General features: G+C 67.8%; 18 protein-coding genes and 1 tRNA gene. 7 read left to right on the top strand and 12 right to left on the bottom strand.

The window, feature by feature from the left end:
• Window positions 1-201 precede the first annotated feature (201 nt).
• Window positions 202-3,465, top strand: a complete 3,264-nt coding sequence (locus tag C8K14_RS17665; protein WP_233251136.1) for a DUF3857 domain-containing protein — start codon at window positions 202-204, stop codon at window positions 3,463-3,465.
• Between the two features lie 262 nt (window positions 3,466-3,727).
• Here C8K14_RS17665 and C8K14_RS17660 read toward each other — a convergent pair whose 3' ends face one another.
• Window positions 3,728-4,270 carry a pseudouridine synthase gene (locus tag C8K14_RS17660; RefSeq protein WP_107718013.1) on the bottom strand — a complete coding sequence of 181 codons (543 nt, stop codon included), beginning with the start codon at window positions 4,268-4,270 and terminating at the stop codon, window positions 3,728-3,730.
• A gap of 6 nt (window positions 4,271-4,276) precedes the next feature.
• On the bottom strand, window positions 4,277-5,461 hold the full coding sequence (locus C8K14_RS17655) for a cupin domain-containing protein (RefSeq protein WP_107718093.1): 1,185 nt from the start codon (window positions 5,459-5,461) through the stop codon (window positions 4,277-4,279).
• A 113-nt stretch (window positions 5,462-5,574) separates the two neighbouring features.
• On the opposite strand from C8K14_RS17655, the gene C8K14_RS17650 reads away from it, so the two are divergent.
• Window positions 5,575-6,246, top strand: a complete 672-nt coding sequence (locus tag C8K14_RS17650; protein ID WP_022675447.1) for an XRE family transcriptional regulator — start codon at window positions 5,575-5,577, stop codon at window positions 6,244-6,246.
• A gap of 35 nt (window positions 6,247-6,281) precedes the next feature.
• Here C8K14_RS17650 and C8K14_RS17645 read toward each other — a convergent pair whose 3' ends face one another.
• The gene (locus C8K14_RS17645) at window positions 6,282-7,166 is read right to left on the bottom strand and encodes a homocysteine S-methyltransferase family protein (protein ID WP_233251135.1); all 885 of its coding nucleotides are present in this window, start codon (window positions 7,164-7,166) and stop codon (window positions 6,282-6,284) included.
• The gene (locus C8K14_RS17640; RefSeq protein WP_107718011.1) at window positions 7,163-9,556 is read right to left on the bottom strand and encodes a TonB-dependent siderophore receptor; all 2,394 of its coding nucleotides are present in this window, start codon (window positions 9,554-9,556) and stop codon (window positions 7,163-7,165) included. Before C8K14_RS17640 ends, C8K14_RS17645 begins: the two co-directional genes overlap by 4 nt.
• A 159-nt stretch (window positions 9,557-9,715) precedes the next feature.
• Here C8K14_RS17640 and C8K14_RS17635 point away from each other — a divergent pair, with 159 nt between their 5' ends.
• The 3 genes from C8K14_RS17635 to C8K14_RS17625 all read left to right on the top strand — a co-directional run bounded on the left by C8K14_RS17635 (window position 9,716) and on the right by C8K14_RS17625 (window position 13,164).
• On the top strand, window positions 9,716-11,080 hold the full coding sequence (locus tag C8K14_RS17635; RefSeq protein WP_233251134.1) for an APC family permease: 1,365 nt from the start codon (window positions 9,716-9,718) through the stop codon (window positions 11,078-11,080).
• A gap of 96 nt (window positions 11,081-11,176) precedes the next feature.
• Window positions 11,177-12,073 (top strand): pirin family protein, encoded by an 897-nt coding sequence (locus C8K14_RS17630; protein WP_022677418.1) that lies wholly within the window; start codon window positions 11,177-11,179, stop codon window positions 12,071-12,073.
• Window positions 12,074-12,285: 212 nt separating this feature from the next.
• The gene (locus C8K14_RS17625) at window positions 12,286-13,164 is read left to right on the top strand and encodes a TorF family putative porin (protein WP_022677419.1); all 879 of its coding nucleotides are present in this window, start codon (window positions 12,286-12,288) and stop codon (window positions 13,162-13,164) included.
• A 203-nt stretch (window positions 13,165-13,367) separates the two neighbouring features.
• On the opposite strand, the gene C8K14_RS17620 is transcribed toward C8K14_RS17625, so the two are convergent.
• From C8K14_RS17620 to der, 7 genes are all read right to left on the bottom strand, one after another.
• Window positions 13,368-14,909 (bottom strand): SulP family inorganic anion transporter, encoded by a 1,542-nt coding sequence (locus C8K14_RS17620; RefSeq protein WP_107718006.1) that lies wholly within the window; start codon window positions 14,907-14,909, stop codon window positions 13,368-13,370.
• Window positions 14,906-15,601 carry a carbonic anhydrase gene (locus C8K14_RS17615; protein ID WP_062787749.1) on the bottom strand — a complete coding sequence of 232 codons (696 nt, stop codon included), beginning with the start codon at window positions 15,599-15,601 and terminating at the stop codon, window positions 14,906-14,908. Before C8K14_RS17615 ends, C8K14_RS17620 begins: the two co-directional genes overlap by 4 nt.
• A gap of 107 nt (window positions 15,602-15,708) precedes the next feature.
• Entirely contained in the window at window positions 15,709-17,094 is a 1,386-nt protein-coding gene (locus tag C8K14_RS17610) for an ATP-binding protein (protein ID WP_107718004.1), read from the bottom strand.
• Window positions 17,095-17,107: 13 nt separating this feature from the next.
• A complete protein-coding gene (locus tag C8K14_RS17605; protein ID WP_054132086.1) occupies window positions 17,108-17,845 on the bottom strand; it encodes a response regulator transcription factor in 738 nt (245 codons plus the stop codon).
• Window positions 17,846-17,899: 54 nt separating this feature from the next.
• Window positions 17,900-18,205, bottom strand: coding sequence for a hypothetical protein (locus tag C8K14_RS17600; RefSeq protein ID WP_108350170.1), 306 nt, complete (start codon window positions 18,203-18,205; stop codon window positions 17,900-17,902).
• A gap of 203 nt (window positions 18,206-18,408) precedes the next feature.
• Window positions 18,409-18,861: a DUF983 domain-containing protein gene (locus tag C8K14_RS17595; protein ID WP_107718003.1), complete on the bottom strand. Its 453-nt coding sequence runs from the start codon at window positions 18,859-18,861 to the stop codon at window positions 18,409-18,411.
• Window positions 18,858-20,237: a ribosome biogenesis GTPase Der gene (gene der, locus C8K14_RS17590; RefSeq protein ID WP_107718001.1), complete on the bottom strand. Its 1,380-nt coding sequence runs from the start codon at window positions 20,235-20,237 to the stop codon at window positions 18,858-18,860. Before der ends, C8K14_RS17595 begins: the two co-directional genes overlap by 4 nt.
• 161 nt (window positions 20,238-20,398) lie before the next feature.
• On the opposite strand from der, the gene C8K14_RS17585 reads away from it, so the two are divergent.
• Window positions 20,399-21,304: a CHAP domain-containing protein gene (locus tag C8K14_RS17585; RefSeq protein WP_233251133.1), complete on the top strand. Its 906-nt coding sequence runs from the start codon at window positions 20,399-20,401 to the stop codon at window positions 21,302-21,304.
• 25 nt (window positions 21,305-21,329) lie between these two features.
• Here the strand turns inward: C8K14_RS17585 and C8K14_RS17580 are convergent, their stop codons facing one another.
• On the bottom strand, window positions 21,330-21,668 hold the full coding sequence (locus C8K14_RS17580) for a DUF3297 family protein (protein WP_022675621.1): 339 nt from the start codon (window positions 21,666-21,668) through the stop codon (window positions 21,330-21,332).
• Between the two features lie 112 nt (window positions 21,669-21,780).
• Here C8K14_RS17580 and C8K14_RS17575 point away from each other — a divergent pair.
• A tRNA-Val gene (locus C8K14_RS17575) sits at window positions 21,781-21,855 on the top strand.
• Window positions 21,856-21,988 lie beyond the last annotated feature (133 nt).

The raw sequence follows: 21,988 nt of genomic DNA, 5'->3' as shown, positions 1-21,988 counted from the left end.
AATTTCGCGCCAACCCTGGCTGGACGGTTCCCGGCGCAGGCGATAGCAATGGCAACAAAGACAAATCTGCCGTTACCATGCGGCACAAAGGTGGGGGCATTCTTGGGGGTTTTTCGTGCAGCCGCGGCGCTGGCCGCCGCTTCTTTGCGGCCATGTGCAGCGCTCGCCCTGCTGGGCTTGGGCCTGGGTCTGGGGTTGGGCGTGGCACCCATCAGCGCCTACGCCGCGCCCGAGGGCAGGGCCAGCACGGCCAGCGCGGCGCTGGCCCGCCCGGCCATTGCCCCACCCGAACCCTGGGTCTTGCCGCCCGGCGCCGCGATCACGCCCACCGGCGCCGGCGCGCAAGGTGCCGCCACGATCGACCTGCTGATCGATGAGCAGGCGCACCTGATCGATGGCGGCAGCAGCGTCTATCGCGCCAACCGCTTTCGCATTGCCACCACCCAGGGATTGGACGATGCCGCCCTGCAATTGAGCTGGGATCCGAGCCTCGAAACGCTGACGCTGCACCGCTATCGCATCCTGCGCGGCGATAGCGTGATCGACCTGCTGGGCGATGGCAGCGCCCTTTCCGTGGTGCGCCGCGAAAAGAACCTCGAAGATGCGATGCTCGATGGCAAGCTGACCGCCACGCTCCAGCCCGATGACCTGCGCGTCGGCGATGTGATCGACGTGGCCTATACCCGCACGCGCCGCGATCCGGCGATCGGTGGCCGCGCCGAACTGGTGATGGGCCCGGCAGACGGTTTCCCGCTGGGCCACTATCGCCTGAGGATGACCTGGCCGGTGGGCCGCGCGGTGCAATGGCGCGCCTGGCCCGGCGTGGTGCAACCCAAGCTGACGCGGCAGGGTGACACGATGGAACTGCTGGCCGAACGCAGCGACTTTTCCACCGAGCGGGCGCCCGCCGGCGCGCCCGCGCGCTTTGGCCTGGTCAACCTGGTGGAGCTGACCGAATTTGCCGATTGGCCCAGCGTCTCGCGCACCGGCCACGCCCTGTTCGAAACCGCCGAAACGCTCAAACCCGATAGCCCGCTCAAGGCCGAGATCGCGCGCATTGCCGCCGCCAGCTCCGATCCGGTGCGCCGCGCCGAACTGGCCCTGGCCCTGGTGCAGGAACAGGTGCGCTATCTGTTCATCGGCATGAACGATGGCGGTTTTGTGCCCGCCCCGGCAGACCTGACGTGGCAGCGCCGCTTTGGCGATTGCAAGGGCAAGACCGCACTGCTGGTGGCACTGCTCAAGGGACTGGGCATCGCGGCACGGCCGGTCTTTGTCGATACCGACAGCGGCGATGCCGTGGCCGCGCGCCTGCCGGCGATGAACCTGTTCGATCACGTGCTGGTCGAGGCGCAGATCGGCGGGCGCAGCTATTGGCTGGACGGCACGCGCCAGGGCGATAGCCGGCTCGACCGGCTGGAAGTGCCGAATTACACCAGTGGCCTGCCCACCACGGCGCAAGGCAGCGGCTTGGTGGCGATGGTGCCGCCCGCGCCCAGCGCGCCGCAGGTGGTGACCAGCCTTGCGCTCGATGCCTCGGCCGGGGTGGAGGTGCCCGCCCCGGCGCGGGCGGAAATGCGCGCGCGCGGCGATACGGCGGCGCGCTGGCGGATGAAATATGCCGGCCTGGCCACGGCCGAGCGCGAACGCCAGCTGCGCAAGCTGTGGCGCGATGTCTATGATTTCGTTACCCCGCAAACCGTGAAGGCCACTCTGGACGAGGCCAGCGGCGATTATGTGCTGGGCATGACCGGCACCGCCAAGATGGAGTGGACATCGAGCGGATCGATGCGCTGGTACGAACTCGATCGCGCGCGCGTAGGGTGGAAACCCGATGTGCAGCGCGAGGGCACCTTGCTGGCCGATGCGCCCTTTGCGTTTGATTATCCCGATTGGTGGGCCAACCACGAAACCGTGCGCCTGCCGCGTGGCGGCAAGGACTTTGCCCTGCAAGCGAGCGACGTGGATGAAACCGTGGGCGGCCTCTATGCCTTTCACCGTCGTGTGACGCTGAATGGCGACACGGTGACGATGGACAACGACACCCGCGCTCTCAAGGCCGAATTGCCCGCCGCCGATGCCGCCAAGGTGCGCGACCGCATGGCTGAGCTGGGCAACCATGGCCAGTTCATCCGCCTGCCCGCGATGTATGAAGCGACCGATGCCGACATGGCCGCCCTGGCCACTGACAAGCCGGCACTGGCCCATGCCTGGCTGGTACGCGGCGCGGCTGCGTTTGACCGGGGCGACATGCCCGGCGCCATCGCCGGCCTGAATGCGTCGCTGGCGGTCGATGCCAAGCAGCCGATCGCGCAAGGGCTGCTGGCCTTTGCCTATGCCAGCCAGGGCGATGCCCGCGCCACCGAAACGGCCGATGCCGCACTGGCGCTGGACGACAAATACGACATGGCCTGGGCGGCCAAGGGGCTGGTCGCGCTCAAGGCGCAGAAGATGGCCGACGCCATCGCTGCCTATGACCACGCCATCGCGATCGATCCGCGCAACCCGCGCACTCTGGCCGGGCGGGCCAGCGCGCACCTGGCGATGGGCCACTATGGCCCGGCCCTGGCCGATACCGACGCCGCGCTTGTCCTCGCGCCCGATCTGCCGCTGCAGCCCGTGCGCGTGGTCGCGCTCTCGATGCTGGGCCGCACGACCGAGGCACTGGAGGGGGCCGACGCGCTGCTGGCCAAGACCCCCGACGCGCGCGACATGCGCCGCCTGCGCGCTGCCCTGCGCGCGCAGGAGGGAGACCGCACCGGTGCCCTGGCCGATGCCGACTGGCTGGTGGCGCATGACGGCACGGCGGCAGACCTGCTGACTCACGCGTCGATGCGGCCGGTGGGCGACAATGCCGGACGCATGACCGACGTGACCGCCGCATTGAAGCGCGATCCCGACAATATCGATGCCCTGCTGCAACGCGCCGCCCTGGAACGAGACGCTGCCGCCACTGACGCGATGGCCGCCGATATCACCCACGCGGCCAAGCTGGCGCCCACCTCGCTCAAGGTGGCGGCCGCGCAGATGGACATGATGGCCGCGCAGGGGCGCACCGCCGCCGCGCTGCAACTGGCCGGCACCACGCTGGCCGGCCATGCCCAAGACCCGGAGGCGCACAACCTGGTGTGCTGGTTCAAGGCCACGCACAACCTGGCGCTCGACAGTGCCGGCGGCGATTGCGACAACGCCCTGCGCCTGGCGCCGGGCCGCCCCGATTTCATCGACAGCCGGGGTTTCCTGCGCCTGCGCCAGGGTGACAACAAGGGCGCGATTGCCGACTACGACACCGCGCTGCGCATGGCGCCGACGCTGATCGCCTCGCTCTATGGGCGCGGGCTGGCCTATGCCCGCCTGGGCGAGCGCGACCGCGCGCTGGCCGATCTGTCCCGCGCGCGCAGCCTGTCACCGGGGGTGGACAAGACCTGGGCCGAATATGGCATGCAACTGCCGCCAGGATTCTGAGCGCCGCGCGCGCCATGTGCGGTGCGGACGAGGCCCAAGGCTGGTGACGCGCCGGTTGCGGACGGTCTGGCAGGACGGGCCACCAGAAAAGCGGGACCCCGGGTCAAGCCCGGGGTGACGTAAGGTTTCAGAAAACAACACCTTCTTCGTCACCCCGGGCTTGACCCGGGGTCCCGCTCGGTGGCTTGCGCCATGGCAACCAGCCAACACTCCTTGCCCCTTACCCACACAATGGATCGACGCAGCGCGGATTGGCAGCGTCCTAATCCACCTGGCGCCACTCTCCGGGCGCGAGGCCATCGAGTGTCCAGGCGCCGATGGACCAGCGCACCAGGCGCAGGGTGGGGTGGCCCACGGCCGCCGTCATGCGCCGCACCTGGCGGTTGCGCCCTTCGCGCAGAGTCAGTTCCAGCCAGCAATCGGGCACGCTCTTGCGAAAGCGCACCGGCGGCACGCGCGGCCACAGCGCGGGCGGATCGATGCGGCGTGCGCCAGCGGGCAGGGTCATCCCGTCCTTGAGCCGCACCCCGCGCCGCAGGGCAGCGAGCGCCGCCTCGTCCGGCTCTCCCTCCACCTGCACCAGATAGGTCTTGGGCGCCTTGAACCGGGGATCGGCAATCCGCGCCTGCAAGCGGCCATCGTCGGTCAAAAGCAGCAGCCCCTCGCTATCGAGATCCAGCCGTCCGGCCGGATAGACGTCCGGCATGGTGATGTGATCGGCCAGGGTGGGCCGCGCCGGGCCGGTGCTCTCGTTGGTGAACTGGCACAGCACGCCATAGGGCTTGTTGAACGCGATCAGGGCCATGGGTGCTCAATCCGCCCAATCGCCGTCTTCGTCGTCCTCGCCATCATCGAAAGCGAGCGTGCCCTGGTCGATCAGCGCGGTCACCAGCGCGGCGGTGCCCGGCGCGCCGGCCAGGCCCGGATCGAGCAGCACCAGCGCCCCGCCGCACAATGCCTGGGCCAGGGCCACGTCGGCGCAGGGCCAGGCCTGGCCATCGGCAAACAGCAGCGTGCCGGCCCCCTCGCGGATATAGGCCAGGCGGTGGGCCGGGTTGCGGCGCAGCGCCACACCCTGCGCCAGCAGCGCGGCGACATCGGCCGGGTCTGCCGCCGTATCGGGGCGCCAGTCGGTATCGGCGTATTTGGCCTGGGTGTTCATCTGGCCAAACCAGCGGGCAAAGGCGACGCGATCGCCCAGCGCTTCCAGCGTCATGGCGTGCAGCCGGTCGAGCGCGGCCGGGGTGATCTCTCCGGGGTGATCCTGCAGGACGAGATCGGGATCGGCATAGCGATCGGCCTCGTGATCGGCCGCCGCTTCCAGTTGGTCGGCGACGTGGGCGCCCCAGCCCTCCACCAGTTCGGCGCGCGAGGGGGCGCGAAACCCGATCGAATAGGTCATGCAATCATCGCCCAGCGCCACGCCATCGTGGGCAAAGCCGGGCGGGACATAGAGAATGTCGCCCGGTTCCAGCACCCAATCGCCAGTGGCGGCAAAATCCGCGATCAGGGCCAGATCGGCGTGCTGCTGGCGCGGCGTGGCGGCATCGCAGCGCGGACCCACGCGCCAGCGCCGCCGGCCCAGCCCCTGGATCAGGAACACGTCATACTGGTCGAAATGCGGCCCCACCCCGGCCCCGTCGGTGGCATAGCTGATCATCACGTCATCGATCCGCCAATCGGGCACGAAGCGGAACGGCGCGATCAGATCGGCCACCTGCGGCACCTGCTGGTCCACTGCCTGGACCAGCAGCGTCCAGGGATCGGCGCCCAGGCTGGCAAAGCGGTCTTCGGGCAAGGGCCCGTGTTCCAGCACCGGCCCGCCCGCGCCGCGCACGATCAGGCGCGATTCCACCCCGGTTTCGCAGGCCAGGCCGGCCAGTTCGTCGGGATCGAGCGGATTGTGCCACGCCCCCCACGGATTGCGGATCAGCATGGGCTGCTTTTGCCAGGCAGTGGCGAGGAACCGGGCGATATCGAAGTGGGCAAGGTGCATGGCGCCGCTCATGCGCCGATGCACCGCCCCTTGTCAAAAGGTGGCCCGTCACCCGGGCTGCCAAGCTTGAATTTGCCGTGCCGCCGTTCCATGCAGGGCCAGCAGGAGACGATATGGCCAAGCGCGCAAAAGCCGAACAGGCAGAGCCTTCAGAAGCAGTTATCGAACAATTGACCACCGGATCGGGCGCCCCCAGCAACGATCCGCGCGCGCTGGAAAAGGCGCTGGGCCTGCGTGTGCGCCAGTTGCGCCGCCAGCAGGATCTGTCGGTGGCCGATCTGGCCACCGCCGCCGGGCTTTCCACCGGCATGCTCTCCAAGATCGAGAACGGGCAGATTTCCGCCTCGCTCACCTCGATCCACTCGCTTGCCCAGGCATTGAGCGCGCCGATCTCGTCGCTGTTCGCCCTGGCCGAAGAGCGGCAGGACTGCTCGTTCGTGGCGGCAGGCGAAGGCGTGAAGATCGATCGGCGCGGCACCAAATCGGGCCATGTCTATCAATTGCTGGGCCACCTGATGCGCGGCGACCTGGTGATCGAACCCTATCTGATCACGCTGTCGGACCGGGCCAGCCCCTATACCAGCTTTTCCCACGCCGGCACCGAACTGATCCATGTGCTGGAAGGCGAACTGTCCTATCGCCATGGCGACCGGCGCTATGACCTCAAGCCCGGCGACACGCTGCTGTTCGACAGCCAGGCCCAGCATGGTCCGGAAACCATGGGGCCGGGCACGATCCGCTATCTGTCGATCATCGCTTATCCGCGCGGGCAGGCGGGGGCCTGACGCACCCCCGCGCTGCTGGGATAACCGCCGGCAGGTTAGCCCAGTTCGCTGCGCAGCACAGCGATGTGTTCGGGCCCGATGCCGCAGCATCCGCCCAGGATCGTGGCGCCCTCGGCCGCCCAGGCACGGGCAAAGGCGGCATAGCCTTCGGGCGTGAGATCCGCGCGGATCGGACTGAGGCCATTGTTCGCCTCGGCATCGGCGCCCTGCGGCGGGAAGGCATTCGCATAGACGCCGATCGCCACCCCGCTGCCGGCCAAGGCGGCCTTGGCCTGGGCCACGGCGGCAGCCATCACTTCGGGCTGGCTGCAATTGAACAGCAGCGCCTGGGCGCCCAGCCGCAGGGCGGCGGCCGCAGCGGCTTCGACGCTTTCGCCCGAGCGCAGCTGCGGGGCTGCGGCCGGGTCTTCATCGGCCAAGGTGAACGAGAGCCACAGCGGCTTGCCCGTGGGCGCGATCAGATCGGCGACGAGTTCCGCCTCGGCAATCGCCGAAAGAGTTTCGGCCTGCCAGTGATCGACTTGCGGCGCCAGCGCGGTCACCAAGACCGACAGCACCGCGCGGCTGCGCTCCAGATCGATCAGGTCGGGGCGGTAAGACCCCGAGACCGGCGGCAGCGATCCGGCCACCTTCACGCCACGCGGCGCGGCATCGGCCACAGCGCGCGCCAGGCTGCCGGCCAGTGCCGCCCACTGCGCGCCATGGGCATCGAAGCGGTCCTGCCCGATGTGAAACGGCACCACGGCATAGCTGTTGGTGGTGATCACATCGGCCCCGGCATCGACATAGCGCTGATGCACCTGGGTCACGAACTCAGGCGCCTCGATCAGCGCCAGGGCCGACCATTCGGGCTGGCGGAACGGCGCGCCGCAGCGCGCCAGCTCGCGGCCCGTGCCGCCATCAAGGATCACCAGGCTCACAGGTTCACCGTCAGGCGCAGGTAATACGATCCGCCGTTGATGCCATAGGGCGCAACGTGGGAATAGCGATCGTAGTTGAGCGCCTGGCCAATGTCGGTGGGGATCATGCGCGGGTGCACGTCGAACAGGTTGTTCGCGCCCACGCCCACGCGCACCTGCGGCGTGACGCGATAGCCGATGTCGAGATCGGTGATCACGCGCGCGCCGGTATCGATGATGTAATAGGGCTCGGCATAGCCCTGGGCCTGGCGCGCATTGCTGTAGAACGTGTTGCGCAGCGTCAGATCCAACGGGCCGCTGCTCCATGCGGCAGCCAGCGAGGCCTTCCACGATGGCGTGGCGGTGGTGAGATTGGTGCGCTGCACCGCATCGACCAGCGCCAGACCGGCATCGGCCAGGACCGCCGGCGCGGCATGCACGCGGCGGATCGTGGTATCCACGTAAGCCAGCCCCGCATCCCAGCGGATCGTGCCCAGCGCGCCGGCCGGCATCACCCAGCTGGCGGTCATGTCCACGCCCTGCGTGCGGGTATCGACGCCGTTGGTGAAGAACACCGCACTGACATTGCCCGGATCGAGCCCGGCGGGAATCGTGGTGCCGTTGGCAGCAATCGCGGCCTGGGCCAGATCGCCATAGAGATAGGCGCTTTCGATGATCCGGTTCTTCACATCGATGCGATAGGCATCGACCGTGATCGACAGGCCATGGACCGGCTCTGCCACAAAGCCCAGGCTGGCGCTGGTGGAGGTTTCCGGCTTGAGCGCGGGGGCGCCCAGCAGGTTGGCGCCGGGCGAGCCGAGCGGCAGCTGGATCGAGGCATAGCCGGTGGTGACCGTGGTGGCCGAATAGTTCTGCTGCGCCAGCGTCGGCGCGTGGAACCCGGTGCTGACACTGCCGCGCAGGGCAAAGCGGTCGGTCACGTCATAGCGGCTGGCGAGCTTGCCGTTGAGGCGGCTGCCCACGCCGTTGTAATGCTCCCAGCGCAAGGCGCCCGAAAGCTCCCAAGCCTTGACCGGGCGCAGCGTCAGGTCGGCATAGCCGGCCACGCTGTTGCGGTGCACGTTGGCCGCGTCGCTGGGGCGAAAGCCGGGAAACGCCTGCGGCCCGCCGCTGTAGTACGACGTCGGCTCGCCGGCGCGGATCTCGTAGGTTTCATAGCGGTTTTCCGCGCCGAACGCGAACGTCGCCGGACCGGCCAGGCCCAGGTCGAACTGGTGCTTCACATCGAGGTTGCTGGTCCATTCCGACGCGGCAAAGCCCCCGACGTTGAAATCGGTCTGGGCATTGCCGGTATCGGCCAGCAGATCGGGATTGATCGTGCTGATATTGCGCAGCTTGACCGTGTCGCGGCCATAGGTGGAGGAAAGGTCCACCGCCCAGTCGCCATGGCTCTTGATGCCGCCGGTCACGCTGAAATCGTGCTCGTTCAAGGTTTCCTGCGGGGTGAAGCCCTGGGGATAGAGCGCATCGACCGCATCGGAAAACCAGCCGGGCTGGCGCGGGTTTTCATTGGCCCGCGCCTTGCGCCAGGCATAGGTGCCAAAGCTGTAGAAATCGAGGGTTTCACCCAGCGGCCGGGTATAGTCATAGCCGCCGCTGACCACGACCGAGCGCGGCATGCCCTGCACCTTGGCCGGCTGCACGCCGCCGCTGTCGCCGCTGCGGTTGGTGAAATCCTGATAGCGATAGCCGGCCGACAGATGCAGCACGCCGCCATCCTTGAGGGCGACGCCCTTGTCGGCATTGGCCTGGATCGAGGTGCCATCGCCGGCATAATACTTGCCGCCCTGCACCGAAACGCCGCCCGAATTGGCATCGTCCTTGAGGATGACGTTGATCACCCCGGCAATCGCGTCAGACCCATATTGCGCCGCCGCGCCATCGCGCAGCACTTCCACCCGGCCCACGGCGGCCAGCGGGATCATATCGAGATCGACGACATTGGAGCCCTGCGAGGGATCGCTGTCGGCATAGATGCTGGATGACAGGTGCCGGCGCTTGCCGTTGACCAGGATCAGCGTCTGGCTGGGCGAAAGGCCGCGCAGCGCAAAGGTGCGCGCCAGGGCGCCCACGTCATAGCCCACGGCCGGGGCATTGAACGAAGGCAGCACGCTGCGCAGCGAATCGACCAGGTTGGACTGGCCCGTGGCCGTCAGGGTATCGGCCTTGACCACGTCGATCGGGGTGGCGCTCTGCCGGGCCAGGCGGCCGCTTTCGCGCGTGCCGGTGACGATGATGGCATCGCCGCTGGTGCCGATGTCGGCAGCCGGCGCATCGGCGGCCGGTGCCGGTGCCTGGGGCGCGGCCAGCGCCATGCTGCTGGCCGAGAGGCCAAGGGAAACCAGCGCCAAACGCAGCGGCGCGCGATAGGAAACGACGGAAAGTGCCACGAAAACCCCGGATCGGTTGGACGTCGGAAAAATCCACCTAATGACTTGAGTATTATTCGGTCAAATGAGCAGTTCAAAACATGCCAATCCTTGCACGGACTGTGGCAATCGCGCACTAGGTGCGCTGCTCGTGGCCCCCAGCCTGCGGAAAGTGCCTGCTTGACCGATCTGCCCCCTTCCGGCCCCCTTACTTCCGGCCGTTCCACTTCTGGCCCACGCGCCCATCTCCACGTCGGCCACGCCATGCTGGTGGCGCTGGGCATGGTCATGTCGACCGACAGCCTCAAGACCGCGCCCACCGTGGCGGCCAATGCGCCGGGCGGGCATGTGCTGCTGCTGTGGGTAGCCGGCGCGCTGGTCACCATGGTGGGCGCGCTATGCTATGTCGAAATGGCGGCGGCCTTTCCGGATTCGGGCGGCGAATACAGTTTCCTGCGCCGGGCCTGGGGCGGCCGCGTGGCCGCGCTCTATGCCTGGTCGCGCTTTGCCATCATGCACACCGGCTGGATCGCGCTGATGGCGCATCTGTTGGCCGACTATGCCAGCGCGCTGTGGCCGCTGGGCCATGCCGGGCGCACCGTGCTGGCGCTGGCGATCGTGGCGGCGCTCACCGCGCTTAACCTCGTGCATGTCAGGCTGGGTTTCCTGACCCAGGCACTGCTGGTGGCACTGGTGGCGGCCGGCTTTGCCTGTGTTACTGCGGCCGGCCTGCTCGTGCCGGCCCCCGCCGCCGGCGCGCCGCTGGCTGGTGGCGGCAGCGTGGGCGTGGCGCTGATCTATGTGTTCCTGGCCTATGGCGGGTGGAGCGACATGGCCACGCTGTCGGGCGAGGTGCGCGGCGGGCGGCGGGCCATGCTGGTGGTGGTGATCGGGGCGCTGGCGCTGCTGATGCTGATCTATTGCGCGATGAACTGGGCGCTGCTGCGCGGGCTGGGGCCAGCGGCCCTCGCCGCCAGCACCGCGCCCGGCGCCGATCTGGCGCGCACCGCGTTCGGCCCGGCCGGCGCGTGGCTGACCGTAGGGATCGTGGCGATCTCGGCGATCAGCAGCATCAATTCCACGCTGATCGTGTGTTCGCGCGTCACCGCGTCTGCCGCGGCAGACCTGCCGGCGCTGGCCGCGCTTGGTAATTGGCACGACGCACGCGGCACCCCGGCGCGCGCCACGCTGGCTGTGGGCGGATTTTCCCTGCTGCTGACGGCAGTATCGGGCCTGTCGCAAAGCGGCTTTGGCGCGATGGTCGATTACATGACCCCGGTGTACTGGCTGTTCGTGATCCTGGGCATGGCTGCCTTGATCCGCCTGCGCCGCACGATGAAGGCGCACGACTGGCCGGTGCGCACGCCGCTGTTTCCGCTGTTTCCGCTGGCCTTCATGGCGCTGTCGGCCGCCATGCTGTGGTCTTCGCTCACCCAGCTGGGGCCGGGCGCCTTGGCCGGGGCCGCCGTTCTGCTGCTGGGCCTGGTGCTGGGCCAACTGGTGCAGCGGCGTGGGAGGACTGTCCAAGCCGTCCAACAAAGCTGAACAATTCGACCAGCCTTATCGGTATTTCCTTGAATAGCTGCGCGCCTTAAACCGGCCACATAGCCCGTCACGGGCGCAAGCTTTGGGAACACCGCCATGACCATCCGCACCCCCGACGTGCCGGGCATCGAATTTGCCCTCCTGCCCCCGGTTCGCGATCTGGGCGAAGGCTTCAAGGTGCGCCGCGCGCTGCCTTCGGCCCACCGCCGCATGGTCGGGCCGTTCATTTTCTTTGACCAGATGGGCCCAGCCGCCTTTGCCGGTGGCGAGGGGCTCGACGTGCGCCCGCACCCGCATATCGGCCTCGCCACGGTGACCTATCTGGTGGAGGGCGAGATCCTGCACCGCGATTCGCTCGGCTCGGTCCAGGCGATCCGCCCGGGTGAGGTCAACTGGATGACCGCCGGGCGCGGCATCACCCATTCCGAACGCACTGGCCCGGAAATGCGCAGCAGCGGCGGCCCGCTGTTCGGCCTGCAGGCCTGGGTTGCCCTGCCCACCCATGCCGAGGAAACCGATCCCGCCTTTGCCCACCACAAGGCGGATGAAATCCCCACGGGCGAAGTCGATGGCACCCGCCTGACGCTGATCGCCGGGCAGGTTGATGGCCTGACCTCGCCGGTCAAGACACTGTCGGACCTGGTCTATGCCGAACTGGTGATCGCGCCGGGCGGGCGCTATCGCGTGGCGGCCGAGCATGTCGAACGCGCGCTCTATGTCGTGAGTGGCGAGATCAGCGTGGGCGGCCAGACCGGCGGCTTTGCCACCAGCGAACTGATCGTGCTCAAGCCCGGCGCCGAAGTGGTGATCGAAAGCACGACCGGCGCGCGGGTAATGCTGATGGGCGGCGAACCGTTTCCCGAAAAGCGCCACATCTTCTGGAACTTCGTCTCGTCGCGGCCCGACCGCCTGGAGCAGGCCAAGGCAGACTGGAAGGAAGACCGCTTTGCCCATGTTCCCGAAGAGCACGAGTTCATCCCGCTGCCCGAATAAGTGGCTGTGACGTAAAAGCCACAGCAGAAACACAGCAACACTTCGTTGCATAAAGGAAAAGGAACAGACAGCATCGCAGCCTAACCCCGGTCATCTCGGCGCAACCTGCTGCCGGAGATGGCCGGGCTTTCCCTTGCCATCGTCCGAGACGGGCAGGCGCCGAGACGCAGGCGGAACCGTTTCTCGATGACCGTGAGGGAAGGACAGTTCCGATGATTCAACGCTCTGCACGCCGCCGGGCCGGCCGTATCGCCTTGGCCGCCACGCTGGCCGGCGCATCCATGGCCCTGGCCACCGCGGCCAAGGCGGAAGACACCGCGCCGCCTTCGGCCATCACCATTTCCGGCAGCGCCGCCGTGGTGACCGACTATCGCCTGCGCGGCGTGTCGCAATCCAACAATGGCTTTGCCCTGCAGGCCGGCGTCACCATCGCCCATGAAAGCGGCTTCTACGTCGGCACCTGGGGCTCCAACCTGGCCGGCTGGGGCACGTTCGGCGGTCCCAACCTGGAACTCGACGCGATCGGCGGCTTCAAGAAGTCGTTCGGCCCGGCCACGCTCGACGTTGGCCTGACCTGGTACATGTATCCGGGCGGCGCGGCCAAGACCGACTTTGCCGAACCCTTCGTCAAGCTGTCGGGCACCGTCGGCCCGGTCTCGGCACTGGCCGGCGTGGCCTATGCGCCCAAGCAGCAGGCGCTGGGTCAGTGGTATGATTCGGGCGCCAGCTACGTCGCCGGCACGCCCGAACATCCCGGTGCCAAGAACGACAACCTCTATGTCTGGGGCGATGTGAGCGGCGCAATCCCGACTACCCCGGTCACGCTCAAGGCCCACCTCGGCTATTCCAAGGGCAATCCCGGCCTCGGCCCCAATGGCACCAGCGTGGCGCCGACCGGTTCCTATGCCGATTGGCTGCTGGGCGCCGACCTGGCGCTGGGCAAGGTGGTACTGGGCATTGCCTATATCGACACCAACATCAGCGATGCCGATGCCGCCTATCTGCGGCCCAACTTCACCAAGTATCAGGTCCAGGACGGCGCCTCGATCTCGTCCTCGCGCGTGGTGCTGTCGGCCACGGTCAACTTCTAACCCGCCCTTTCCACCAGGTACGCACGACTGTCCCTCGCCAGCCCCCAAGCTGGCGGGGGACTTTTTTTATGTGCCGTTGTCGCAGGCCTGGCTCAACGAAACTGCCCCCACAGGCCAGAGGCCGTGGGGGCAGCGGCGCGTGGTGCGCCATCCATGAGCCGGGATGGGGGTGGGCTCAGGAGTTCGACAGGGGCTCTGCGCGATCAGGCGGCGTGGGGCACCGCGCGCAGGATCGGCTCGGGGCCCGAGACGGTTACCGCGTTGCCCTGCTGGCGGCGGCGGGCGAGCCATTCGCGCAGGGTTTCGGCAGTGGTGTGGTCGATCGCCTTGACCCGGCCGAGATCGAGGTGGACACGGCGATCGGCCGGCAGGTCTTCGAGCACGGCGTTGAGCTTGGTCAGCCGCAGGAAGGTGGCCGCACCCTTGAGTTCCACGTTGGTGGCGTCACCATGATCGTGGGCGTGAACACCCAGGTTGAGGTGCTTCACATGCGGCAGCAGTTCCACCAGCGACAGCGCCATGCCCACGAGCACGCCGGTCAACAGGTCGGTCGTCACGACCAAGGCAAAGGTCACCGCCCAGATGGCCGCGGGCAGCGGGCCATAGTGGGTGAACAGGTGCTTCACATGCTTGAGGCTGACCAGCTTCCAGCCCGTCACCACCAGCACGCCGCCGAGCGCAGCCATCGGCACTTCGCGCAGCAGCCAGGGCAGCAGCGCGACAAAGCCAAGGATCCACGCGCCATGCAGCACGGCCGACCAGCGGGTTTGCGCACCGGCCTGGACGTTGGCCGAAGAACGCACGATCACCCCGGTCATCGGCAGGGCGCCAACCATGCCGCACAGCAGATTGCCCACGCCCTGCGCGCGCAGTTCCTTGTTGTAATCCGTGCGCACGCCATTGTGCATGCGATCGACCGCGGCGGCTGACAGCAGCGTTTCAGCACTGGCAATAAAGGCGATGGCCACGGCCGAAACCAGCAGCGCCGGCTTGGCCAGCAGCGGATCGAGGAACGCGCCGCCCGGCGCGGCAAACGCGGCGCTGAGCGAATCCGGCACGGCAATGCGCGCCACCGGCAGGCCGAGCACGGCGGCGAGCACGGTGGCAGCGACCACCCCGATCAGGGCGCCCGGCACCAGGGACAGCGCCTTGGGCTTGAGCTTGTCCCAGGTGAGCATGCCCACGATCGTCACCAGGCCCAGGACCAGCGCCATTTCGCTGGCGCGCCAATCGAACGGCGAAAGGCCCAGCACACGCGCCGGGATCATCGACAGGTTGGCCAAGCCATTGGACATCGGCTTGGCATCGAACAGGATGTGGAACTGGCCCACCACGATCAGCGCGCCGATGCCGGCCAGCATGCCATGCACCACCGCCGGGGAAATGGCGCGGAACACGCCGCCCAGGCGGGCAATACCCGCCACCAACTGGATCAGCCCGGCAACGAGCAACACCGGGCCAAGCGCGGACAGGCCATTGTCGCGCACGAATTCGAACACGATCACGGCCAGGCCCGCCGCCGGGCCGGAAACCTGCAAGGGAGAGCCGGCCAGCAGGCCGACGACGATGCCGCCGATGATGCCGGTCACCAGGCCCTTTTCCGGTGGCACGCCCGAGGCGATGGCAATGCCCATGCACAGCGGCATGGCCACCAGGAACACCACGATCGACGCGGTGAAATCGCGAACGAGGCCGCCCCTTGCGGGGGCAGCCTCGGGCGATGCAGCGATTGCTGCCTGGCTCATTCGGCCGCCTCCGCCAGGGCCGGTTCGCGTGCAAAGCGCGGTGCGGCCGCCAGGGCAACCGGCAGCGGGCGATCTTCGCGCAGCGGCACGAATTCGCCGGTATCGCCATCCAGGCCCAGTACCTGGCCAGCGCTGATATCCACGAACCAGCCATGGAGCGACATTTCGCCGCGCGCGATCGCCGCCGAAACCGACGGATGGGTGCGCAGATGATCGATCTGGGCGATGATGTTCTGCAGGCTGACCGCGCGCACGCGCTCGCTGCCGTGCAAATGCGGCGAACAGCTCGACACGACATGCTCGGCCGCAGCGCCATGGCGCAGCCAGGCGACCACGTTGGGCATGCCCTGCGGCGGCTCGGGCGCGGCCAGCGCCTTCATCGCACCACAGTCAGAGTGTCCGCACACGATGATGTCACGCACGCCCAGCGCCACCACGGCATATTCTACCGTGGACGAGACGCCGCCGTTCATCGTTGAATAGGCCGGCACCATGTTGCCAGCGTTGCGGCACACGAACAGGTCGCCAGGCTGGGCCTGCATGATCTGCTCGGGCACGATGCGCGAATCCGCGCAGGACACCATCAGCGCCTTGGGCGCCTGGCCGTGGGCAGAAAGCTGGCCATAAAGCTCGCTGCTCTGCGGAAACACGGTCTTTTCGAAACGGAAAACCCGGCCGATAAGTTCGTTCATGGGGAGGTACCTCCTCTTGAATATCTGATGCGCGGGGCGAATGCCGTTGCGCTTGATGCAAGAGGTACGCGGATGTCTTTGCCCGCAGCCGTCGCAACTGTAAGGAACTATTTCCCTGGCTTGGCAGCGGGGTAGCCGGCCTTGCGCGGCAGACGAACCGTGGCGACAAGGCCGCTGACCGGCCCGGCCTCGCCCGGTTCGGGGCGGCGATTGGCGAGAATCAGCGTGCCGCCTTCGGCCCGGATCGCGCGCTTGACGATGGCCAGGCCCAGCCCCATGCCCGGGGTATCGCGCCCGCGCGCCGCATCCAGGCGCACGAACGGCTGGGTCACTTCGTCCAGCCGGTCCACCGGAATGCCCGGCCCGCGATCGGCCACCACCACTTCGGCCCAATCGCCGTCGGCGCGCACGATCACTTCCACGTGCCCGGCATAGTGCAGCGCATTTTCCACCAGATTGCCCAGCGCGCGGCGCAGCGACACCGCGCGCGCCTGGATCACCAGCCGGTCTGGCCCGTCATAGGTGGCATCGCCCCCCTGGTCATAGGCGTTGTCCACCAGGGTCATCGCCATGGCCGCCAGGTCCACCGGCTCTGCCGGGATCTGCCGCCCTTCCCCTTCGACATAGGCCTGCAGCGAGGCGAGCAGGTGCATCATCTCGTCAATGTCGTGGACCATGTCTGCCTGGGTTTCGCGGTCGATGCCGGCATCGTCCAGCCGCAGCCGCAGCCGCGCAAGGGGTGTGCGCAAGTCATGACCGATCGCCAGCATCGACTGCGTGCGATCGAGCATCTGGCGATAGATGCGGCTTTGCATGCGGTTGAACGCGCGGATCAGGCGGCGCACTTCGTCCGGGCCGCGCTCGGTCAGCGGTTCGGGCGGGCCGGCGCCAACCCGCCCGGTGGCCGATACCAGCGCCTTGAGCGGGCGGATCGTGGCGCGAAACAGCACCCAGGCCAGAACCACCAGCAAGGGCGTTGGCACCAGCAGCACCGCCAGCCGTCCGGCATTGAGCGTCCAGGCCTCGCTTGCCTGGGTGCGGAACACCACGCCCGAGCCATCCTTGAGCAGCATCGCCCCGTTTACCGATCCGGGCGAGGCGAGCGATTTCAGCGAAAAGCGCGGATCGCCCGAGGCCAATTCGGGCGCGGCATCGAGCACCTGCGCGCGCAGCCGGTCGAGCGAAAGGGCATCGTCGCCGTGGGCCAGGCGCGGTTTCCACGCCAGGGAAAAGCGCGGTGAAGACAATCGCTCGGCCAGCGCCGGGCGGTCGGCGGGCTCTTCTGCTTCCAGCGCGCGGCTGGCGATTACCAGGTTTTCGGCAATGCGCGCCGCATCATCGCTGCGCAGGGCAAAGTTGCTGGCGCGATCGAACAGCACGGCGTTGGAGCCGAAATCGATCGCCGCCATCAGCACCAGAATGGCCAAAAGCCGCTCCGGCAAACCGAAGCGGCGCATGGCCCGGCGCAGCGACAGCCGGCGCCGGGAAATCATGAGCGGCGCTGCATCACGTGCGGGTGACTTGCGCCTTGAACATGTAGCCAACCCCGCGCACCGTCGCGATCGGGGCTTCGCCCCCGGCCGCCGTCAACTTGCGGCGCAGGCGCGACACCAGCACGTCGATGCTGCGGTCTGAACTGTCACCCAGGCGGGTGCGCGACAGCTCGATCAGGCGTTCGCGGCCCAGCACGCGCTGCGGCTGCGCCACGAACGTGGCGAGCAGATCGAACTCCGCCCCGGTCAGGTCCACCATCACACCATCGGGGGCATGCAGTTCGCGGCGGGCGAGCGAGAGCGTCCAGCCATCAAAGCGGATTTCGCTGGCGCGCTCACCCGGCTCGGCCGCCGCCAGGCCATCGCCGCCCTGCCCGCCACGGCGCAGCACGGCGCCGACGCGGGCGACCAGTTCGCGCGTGCCGAATGGCTTGGCGAGATAGTCATCGGCGCCGAGTTCCAGGCCAAGCACGCGGTCTTCCTCGCTGCCACGGGCGGAAATGAAGATGATCGGCACGTCGCTCAACCGCCGCAGCTTGCGGAACAGCTCGATCCCGTTGGTGCCGGGCAGCATGATATCGAGCACGACAAGGTCGGCCGGCGCGCTATCGAGCAGCACCCACATTTCCGCGCCGGTGGCGGCCGGGCGCACTTCATAACCATGCTCGCGCAGGGCGCGGGCGGTCAGCGTGCGCAGGGGGCCATCGTCTTCGACAAGCACGATGGAGGGGGCAAGACGGGTGGCCAGCATGGCTGTGCTACGCAATGGCGCTCCTTTGGTTCCAGGCTCGATCATACCGCCGCCTCAGCGCGCATCCTCGCGCACCACGGCGTTCTGGGCAAGGGCGGCATCAGTGCCGATGGCGGTGCGGCGGAAACAACCGCGGTTCTTGCCCGGATCGGGATGGCAGGCCACCACGGCGACACGGCCAGCGGCTGCATCGGTGCGTTCCGCCACCGGCGCGGCGACGGCAGCGGGGCGGCACAGCGCGGGACGGCCAGGCGCGCCCTGGCACACCGGGGCCGGGTGAGCAGCGGCAGTGGGAGCGGCCAGCAGCGGAGCTGCCGGGGCCGAAAGCGTCGCCAGAGCGAGGAAGGAAGCGAGGATCATGAGGGGGACACTCCGCAGGAAATTGATCGTGAAATTGGTCGTGTCCGGGGTAACACCATGCCTTTTGCGCGATGGGTGCGGCTTCGTGAAGAAGTGTTGCTGCGCAAGAAAAGATTGCGCCTTCATGTCCACCCTGCGCGCCATGCCGCAGCAAAGTGCCGGTGCGGCATGGCGCCGGCATAGGGACGAAGCTGTTAAAGCAATTACGTTTCGTTGCGCGGACGTGTCTCGATCGCGGCGCTTTCGCGCGCCGGCGCCGCGCCGGGCGCCAGGGCCTTGCCCGGTGCGCCGGCAAAACCGTGCAGGCCCAGCCACCATTGCAGCGCGATCACCGCGCCCTTGGCCGGTTGCAACAGGCCTAGCACCATCGTCACCGTGATGGTCAGGCACACGGCCATCATCACCGGCCATGACAGCGTGGTGTGCAGGCCCAGCGCGATAATCACCGGCGCCATGACGTGGCCGGTGATCAGGATCGCCACATAAGGCGGAAAATCGTCGGCGCTATGGCCGCGCCAGTCCTGCGCGCAGGCCGGGCACTGTGCCACCGGGCGCAGCCAGGCGGCAAACAGGCGCGCGCCGTCACAGCGCGGGCAATGGCCCCGCGCCCCGCGCCACAGGGCATCTGCCAGGCGGCGCGGGGGGTTGCGGGTCATTTCTTGGCGAACGGGTTGGTGGGGCTGCGCAGCGTCAGCCGGATGGGCACCGCTTCGAACCCCAGCGAGCGGCGGATGCCGTTGACCAGATAGCGGCGATAGCTTTCGGGCAGCTGATCGAGCCGCGTGCCGAACATCACGAAGCTGGGCGGGCGCGTCTTGGCCTGGGTGATATAGCGCAGCTTGATGCGGCGGCCGCCTGGCGCGGGCGGCGGGTTGGCCGCCAGGGCATCGTCGAACCAGCGGTTAAGCGCTGCAGTCGGCACGCGCTTGCTCCAGGCATCGCGCAGCGTAAAGGCGGCCGACAGCAGCGTGTCCAGCCCCTTGCCGGTGCGGGCCGAAACCGCCACCAGCGGCACGCCGCGCACCTGCGCCAGGCCATCGTCGAGCGCCTGGCGCACGCCGTTGAACAGGCCGCTGGCATCTTCGGCCACGTCCCACTTGTTGATGGCAATCAGCAGGGCGCGCCCTTCTTCCAGCACCATCGAGGCGATCTTGAGATCCTGGTGTTCCAGCCCGCGCGTGGCATCGAGCAGCAGCACGACCACTTCGGCAAAATCGATCGCGCGGCGGGCATCGGCCACCGACAGCTTTTCCAGCTTGTCGACCACCTGGGCCTTCTTGCGCATGCCGGCCGTATCGATCAGCCGAATCGGGCGTTCTTCTCCGTCCTTGGGATCGGTCCAGTTCCAGTCGATGGCGATCGAATCGCGGGTGATGCCCGCTTCCGGCCCGGTGAGCAGGCGGTCTTCACCCAGGAAACGGTTGATCAATGTGGACTTGCCGGCATTGGGCCGGCCAACGATGGCCAGCTTGAGCACGGCCTTGGGATCGTACTCGGCCTCCTCGTCGGTGGCTTCTGCCTCGTCCTCGGCTTCCTGCTCGGCAAAATGGGGCAGCAGCGCCTCGAACAGGTCGCCCAAGCCTTCGCCGTGCTCGGCCGAAACGCCCACGGGATCGCCAAAGCCCAGCGAGAACGCCTCGAACAGGCCATGATCGCCGGCGCGGCCCTCGGCCTTGTTGGCCAGCAGGATCACCGGAATATCGTGCCCGCGCAGATAGCGGCCGATTTCCTCGTCCAGCGGGGTGATGCCGGCGCGCGCATCGATCACGAACAGCGCCACGTCGGCGCCTTCCAGCGATGCTTCGGTCTGCATCCGCATCCGGCCGGGCAGGCTGGAGGGATCTTCGTCTTCCCACCCGGCGGTGTCGACGATGGTGAATTCAAGGCCCAGCAGCGACGCATCGCCAAAGCGACGGTCACGGGTGACGCCGGGCTGGTCGTCAACCAGCGCCAGCTTCTTGCCGACAAGCCGGTTGAACAGAGTGGACTTGCCCACGTTGGGCCGTCCGATGATGATAACCTGGGGACGCATAGCCCCCGTTGGCCCGGCTTGGCGCCAAAGGCAAGCGGGCGTTGCATACCAGGCCCGGTTGGTCGCGATTCGTAAAACCGCCATTAACCAAGCCGGTCAGGCGGGCATTGACCATTTGCCGGCACAACAGCGCCATGGTGTGGTGGACAAGAACAGGGCCGTTGGGCCTGGCCGCGGGGGCGGCACTGATCGCCGGGATGATCGCTCCAGGGGATGCCGTAGCGGCCCCGATCGCCCTGATTCCCGGCCCGGATCAATCCGATGGCGCACCGGCCGATACCGCCGGCGCGCTGCCTTACCTGCAATGCGTGCCCTATGCCCGGCAGGTTTCAGGTATCCAGCTGTTCGGCGATGCGCACACCTGGTGGGACCAGGCCGAGGGCCGCTATGAACGCGGTTTCACGCCCAAGCCCGGCGCGGTGATGAGCTTCCATCCCTATGGCGCGATGCGCCTGGGCCATGTCGCCATGGTCAGCCGGGTGATCGATTCGCGCACCGTGCTGCTGCGCCATGCCAACTGGTCACCGATCAACGGCACGCGCGGGCAAAAGGAAAACGATGTACGCGCGGTCGATGTGTCCGACGCCAACGACTGGAGCGCGGTGCGCGTGTGGTATGCGCCGATCCAGGGCCTGGGCACCACGCATTGGCCGGTCGACGGCTTTATCTACAATCGCCCGCCAGCACGCCACCTCGGCACCGCCACGCCGCTGCGCCTGGCGAGTGCGAGCGCTGCGCCGCGCAGCATGATGCAGCCGGCCGTGCAGCGCCAGGTGTTGATGGCCACGCGCGCGACGGCCCCGGCGCGCAGCCCGATCGATAGGGATTTCCTGAGTGGCGTTGCGGTGGAAACGGCAGTGCCGAAACCGGCCGCGCCCGTGCGCACCACGGCGCGGATCAGGATGGCGCAGGCCACTATTGCGGCCAGTGCCGCACTGCCGGCTCCGGCGCGGCGCGATCAGGCCAGCCTAGCGCGCGACGATGATCCCATCGGCCGCATCATTGCCAGCCGCACCGGCGGCGCCGGGGTGGGCAGCGCCGGCATGGGGATCGGGCGCCTGCGCTAACGCCGGCACCCGAACAACCCAAAGATCAGGCCTTGGCCACCGGGGCGTCTTCGCCCAGGTCTTCATACCATGCCTCGACCGGGCCGGAGAGCTTGAGCGTCAGCGGGTTGCCCTTGCGGTCCATGGTCTTGCCGGCCTGCACGCGCACCCAGCCTTCGGAAATGCAATATTCCTCGACATTGTTGCGCACAGTGCCCTTGAAGCGGATGCCCACGCCACGGCCCAGCTTGTCGGCGTCAAAGAACGCGCTGCGCGGGTTGATCGCCAGGCGATCGGGCGGCACATCGGCGCCGGACGTGGCAGGTGCGGTGGAAGGAGCGGCGACGGCGTCCGCGTTTTCGGGCGTTTCGATTGGATCGGTCATGGGGAGCGAAATATCTTCACATGCCCACTTGTCAACGTTGCGCAACGCCGTTAGAGGCCGCCTCCACACCCCGGGGTCGACACGATCGACCACCGCGGGACGCCATTTCGGCGGGCGCGTAGCTCAGCGGTAGAGCACACCCTTCACACGGGTGGGGTCACAGGTTCAATCCCTGTCGCGCCCACCATAAAATCCCAACAGATCCGGATTTTATGGTCATGGCAGGTAATGTCCTGCATCACGCTTGGTCGCCTTCTCGCACGCCAGCCGGCGACCGCCCAATTCATACCAATCTGGATGTATCGCGCAGGGATTTGCGG

This window comes from Novosphingobium sp. GV079, assembly GCF_003058045.1.
GTDB classification, from domain to species: domain Bacteria; phylum Pseudomonadota; class Alphaproteobacteria; order Sphingomonadales; family Sphingomonadaceae; genus Novosphingobium; species Novosphingobium capsulatum.
Note: the sequence above shows the minus strand (reverse complement) of the source record. Positions and strands in the feature narration are given on the sequence as shown.

Excerpts from the sequence above, each read along its gene's own strand:
- C8K14_RS17660 (WP_107718013.1), bottom strand. The coding sequence starts at position 4,270 with ATGGCCCTGATCGCGTTCAACAAGCCCTATGGCGTGCTGTGCCAGTTC.
- C8K14_RS17655 (WP_107718093.1), bottom strand. The coding sequence starts at position 5,461 with ATGCACCTTGCCCACTTCGATATCGCCCGGTTCCTCGCCACTGCCTGG.
- C8K14_RS17650 (WP_022675447.1), top strand. The coding sequence starts at position 5,575 with ATGGCCAAGCGCGCAAAAGCCGAACAGGCAGAGCCTTCAGAAGCAGTT.
- C8K14_RS17630 (WP_022677418.1), top strand. The coding sequence starts at position 11,177 with ATGACCATCCGCACCCCCGACGTGCCGGGCATCGAATTTGCCCTCCTG.
- C8K14_RS17625 (WP_022677419.1), top strand. The coding sequence starts at position 12,286 with ATGATTCAACGCTCTGCACGCCGCCGGGCCGGCCGTATCGCCTTGGCC.
- C8K14_RS17620 (WP_107718006.1), bottom strand. The coding sequence starts at position 14,909 with ATGAGCCAGGCAGCAATCGCTGCATCGCCCGAGGCTGCCCCCGCAAGG.
- C8K14_RS17615 (WP_062787749.1), bottom strand. The coding sequence starts at position 15,601 with ATGAACGAACTTATCGGCCGGGTTTTCCGTTTCGAAAAGACCGTGTTT.
- C8K14_RS17610 (WP_107718004.1), bottom strand. The coding sequence starts at position 17,094 with ATGATTTCCCGGCGCCGGCTGTCGCTGCGCCGGGCCATGCGCCGCTTC.
- C8K14_RS17605 (WP_054132086.1), bottom strand. The coding sequence starts at position 17,845 with ATGCTGGCCACCCGTCTTGCCCCCTCCATCGTGCTTGTCGAAGACGAT.
- C8K14_RS17600 (WP_108350170.1), bottom strand. The coding sequence starts at position 18,205 with ATGATCCTCGCTTCCTTCCTCGCTCTGGCGACGCTTTCGGCCCCGGCA.
- C8K14_RS17595 (WP_107718003.1), bottom strand. The coding sequence starts at position 18,861 with ATGACCCGCAACCCCCCGCGCCGCCTGGCAGATGCCCTGTGGCGCGGG.
- der (WP_107718001.1), bottom strand. The coding sequence starts at position 20,237 with ATGCGTCCCCAGGTTATCATCATCGGACGGCCCAACGTGGGCAAGTCC.
- C8K14_RS17580 (WP_022675621.1), bottom strand. The coding sequence starts at position 21,668 with ATGACCGATCCAATCGAAACGCCCGAAAACGCGGACGCCGTCGCCGCT.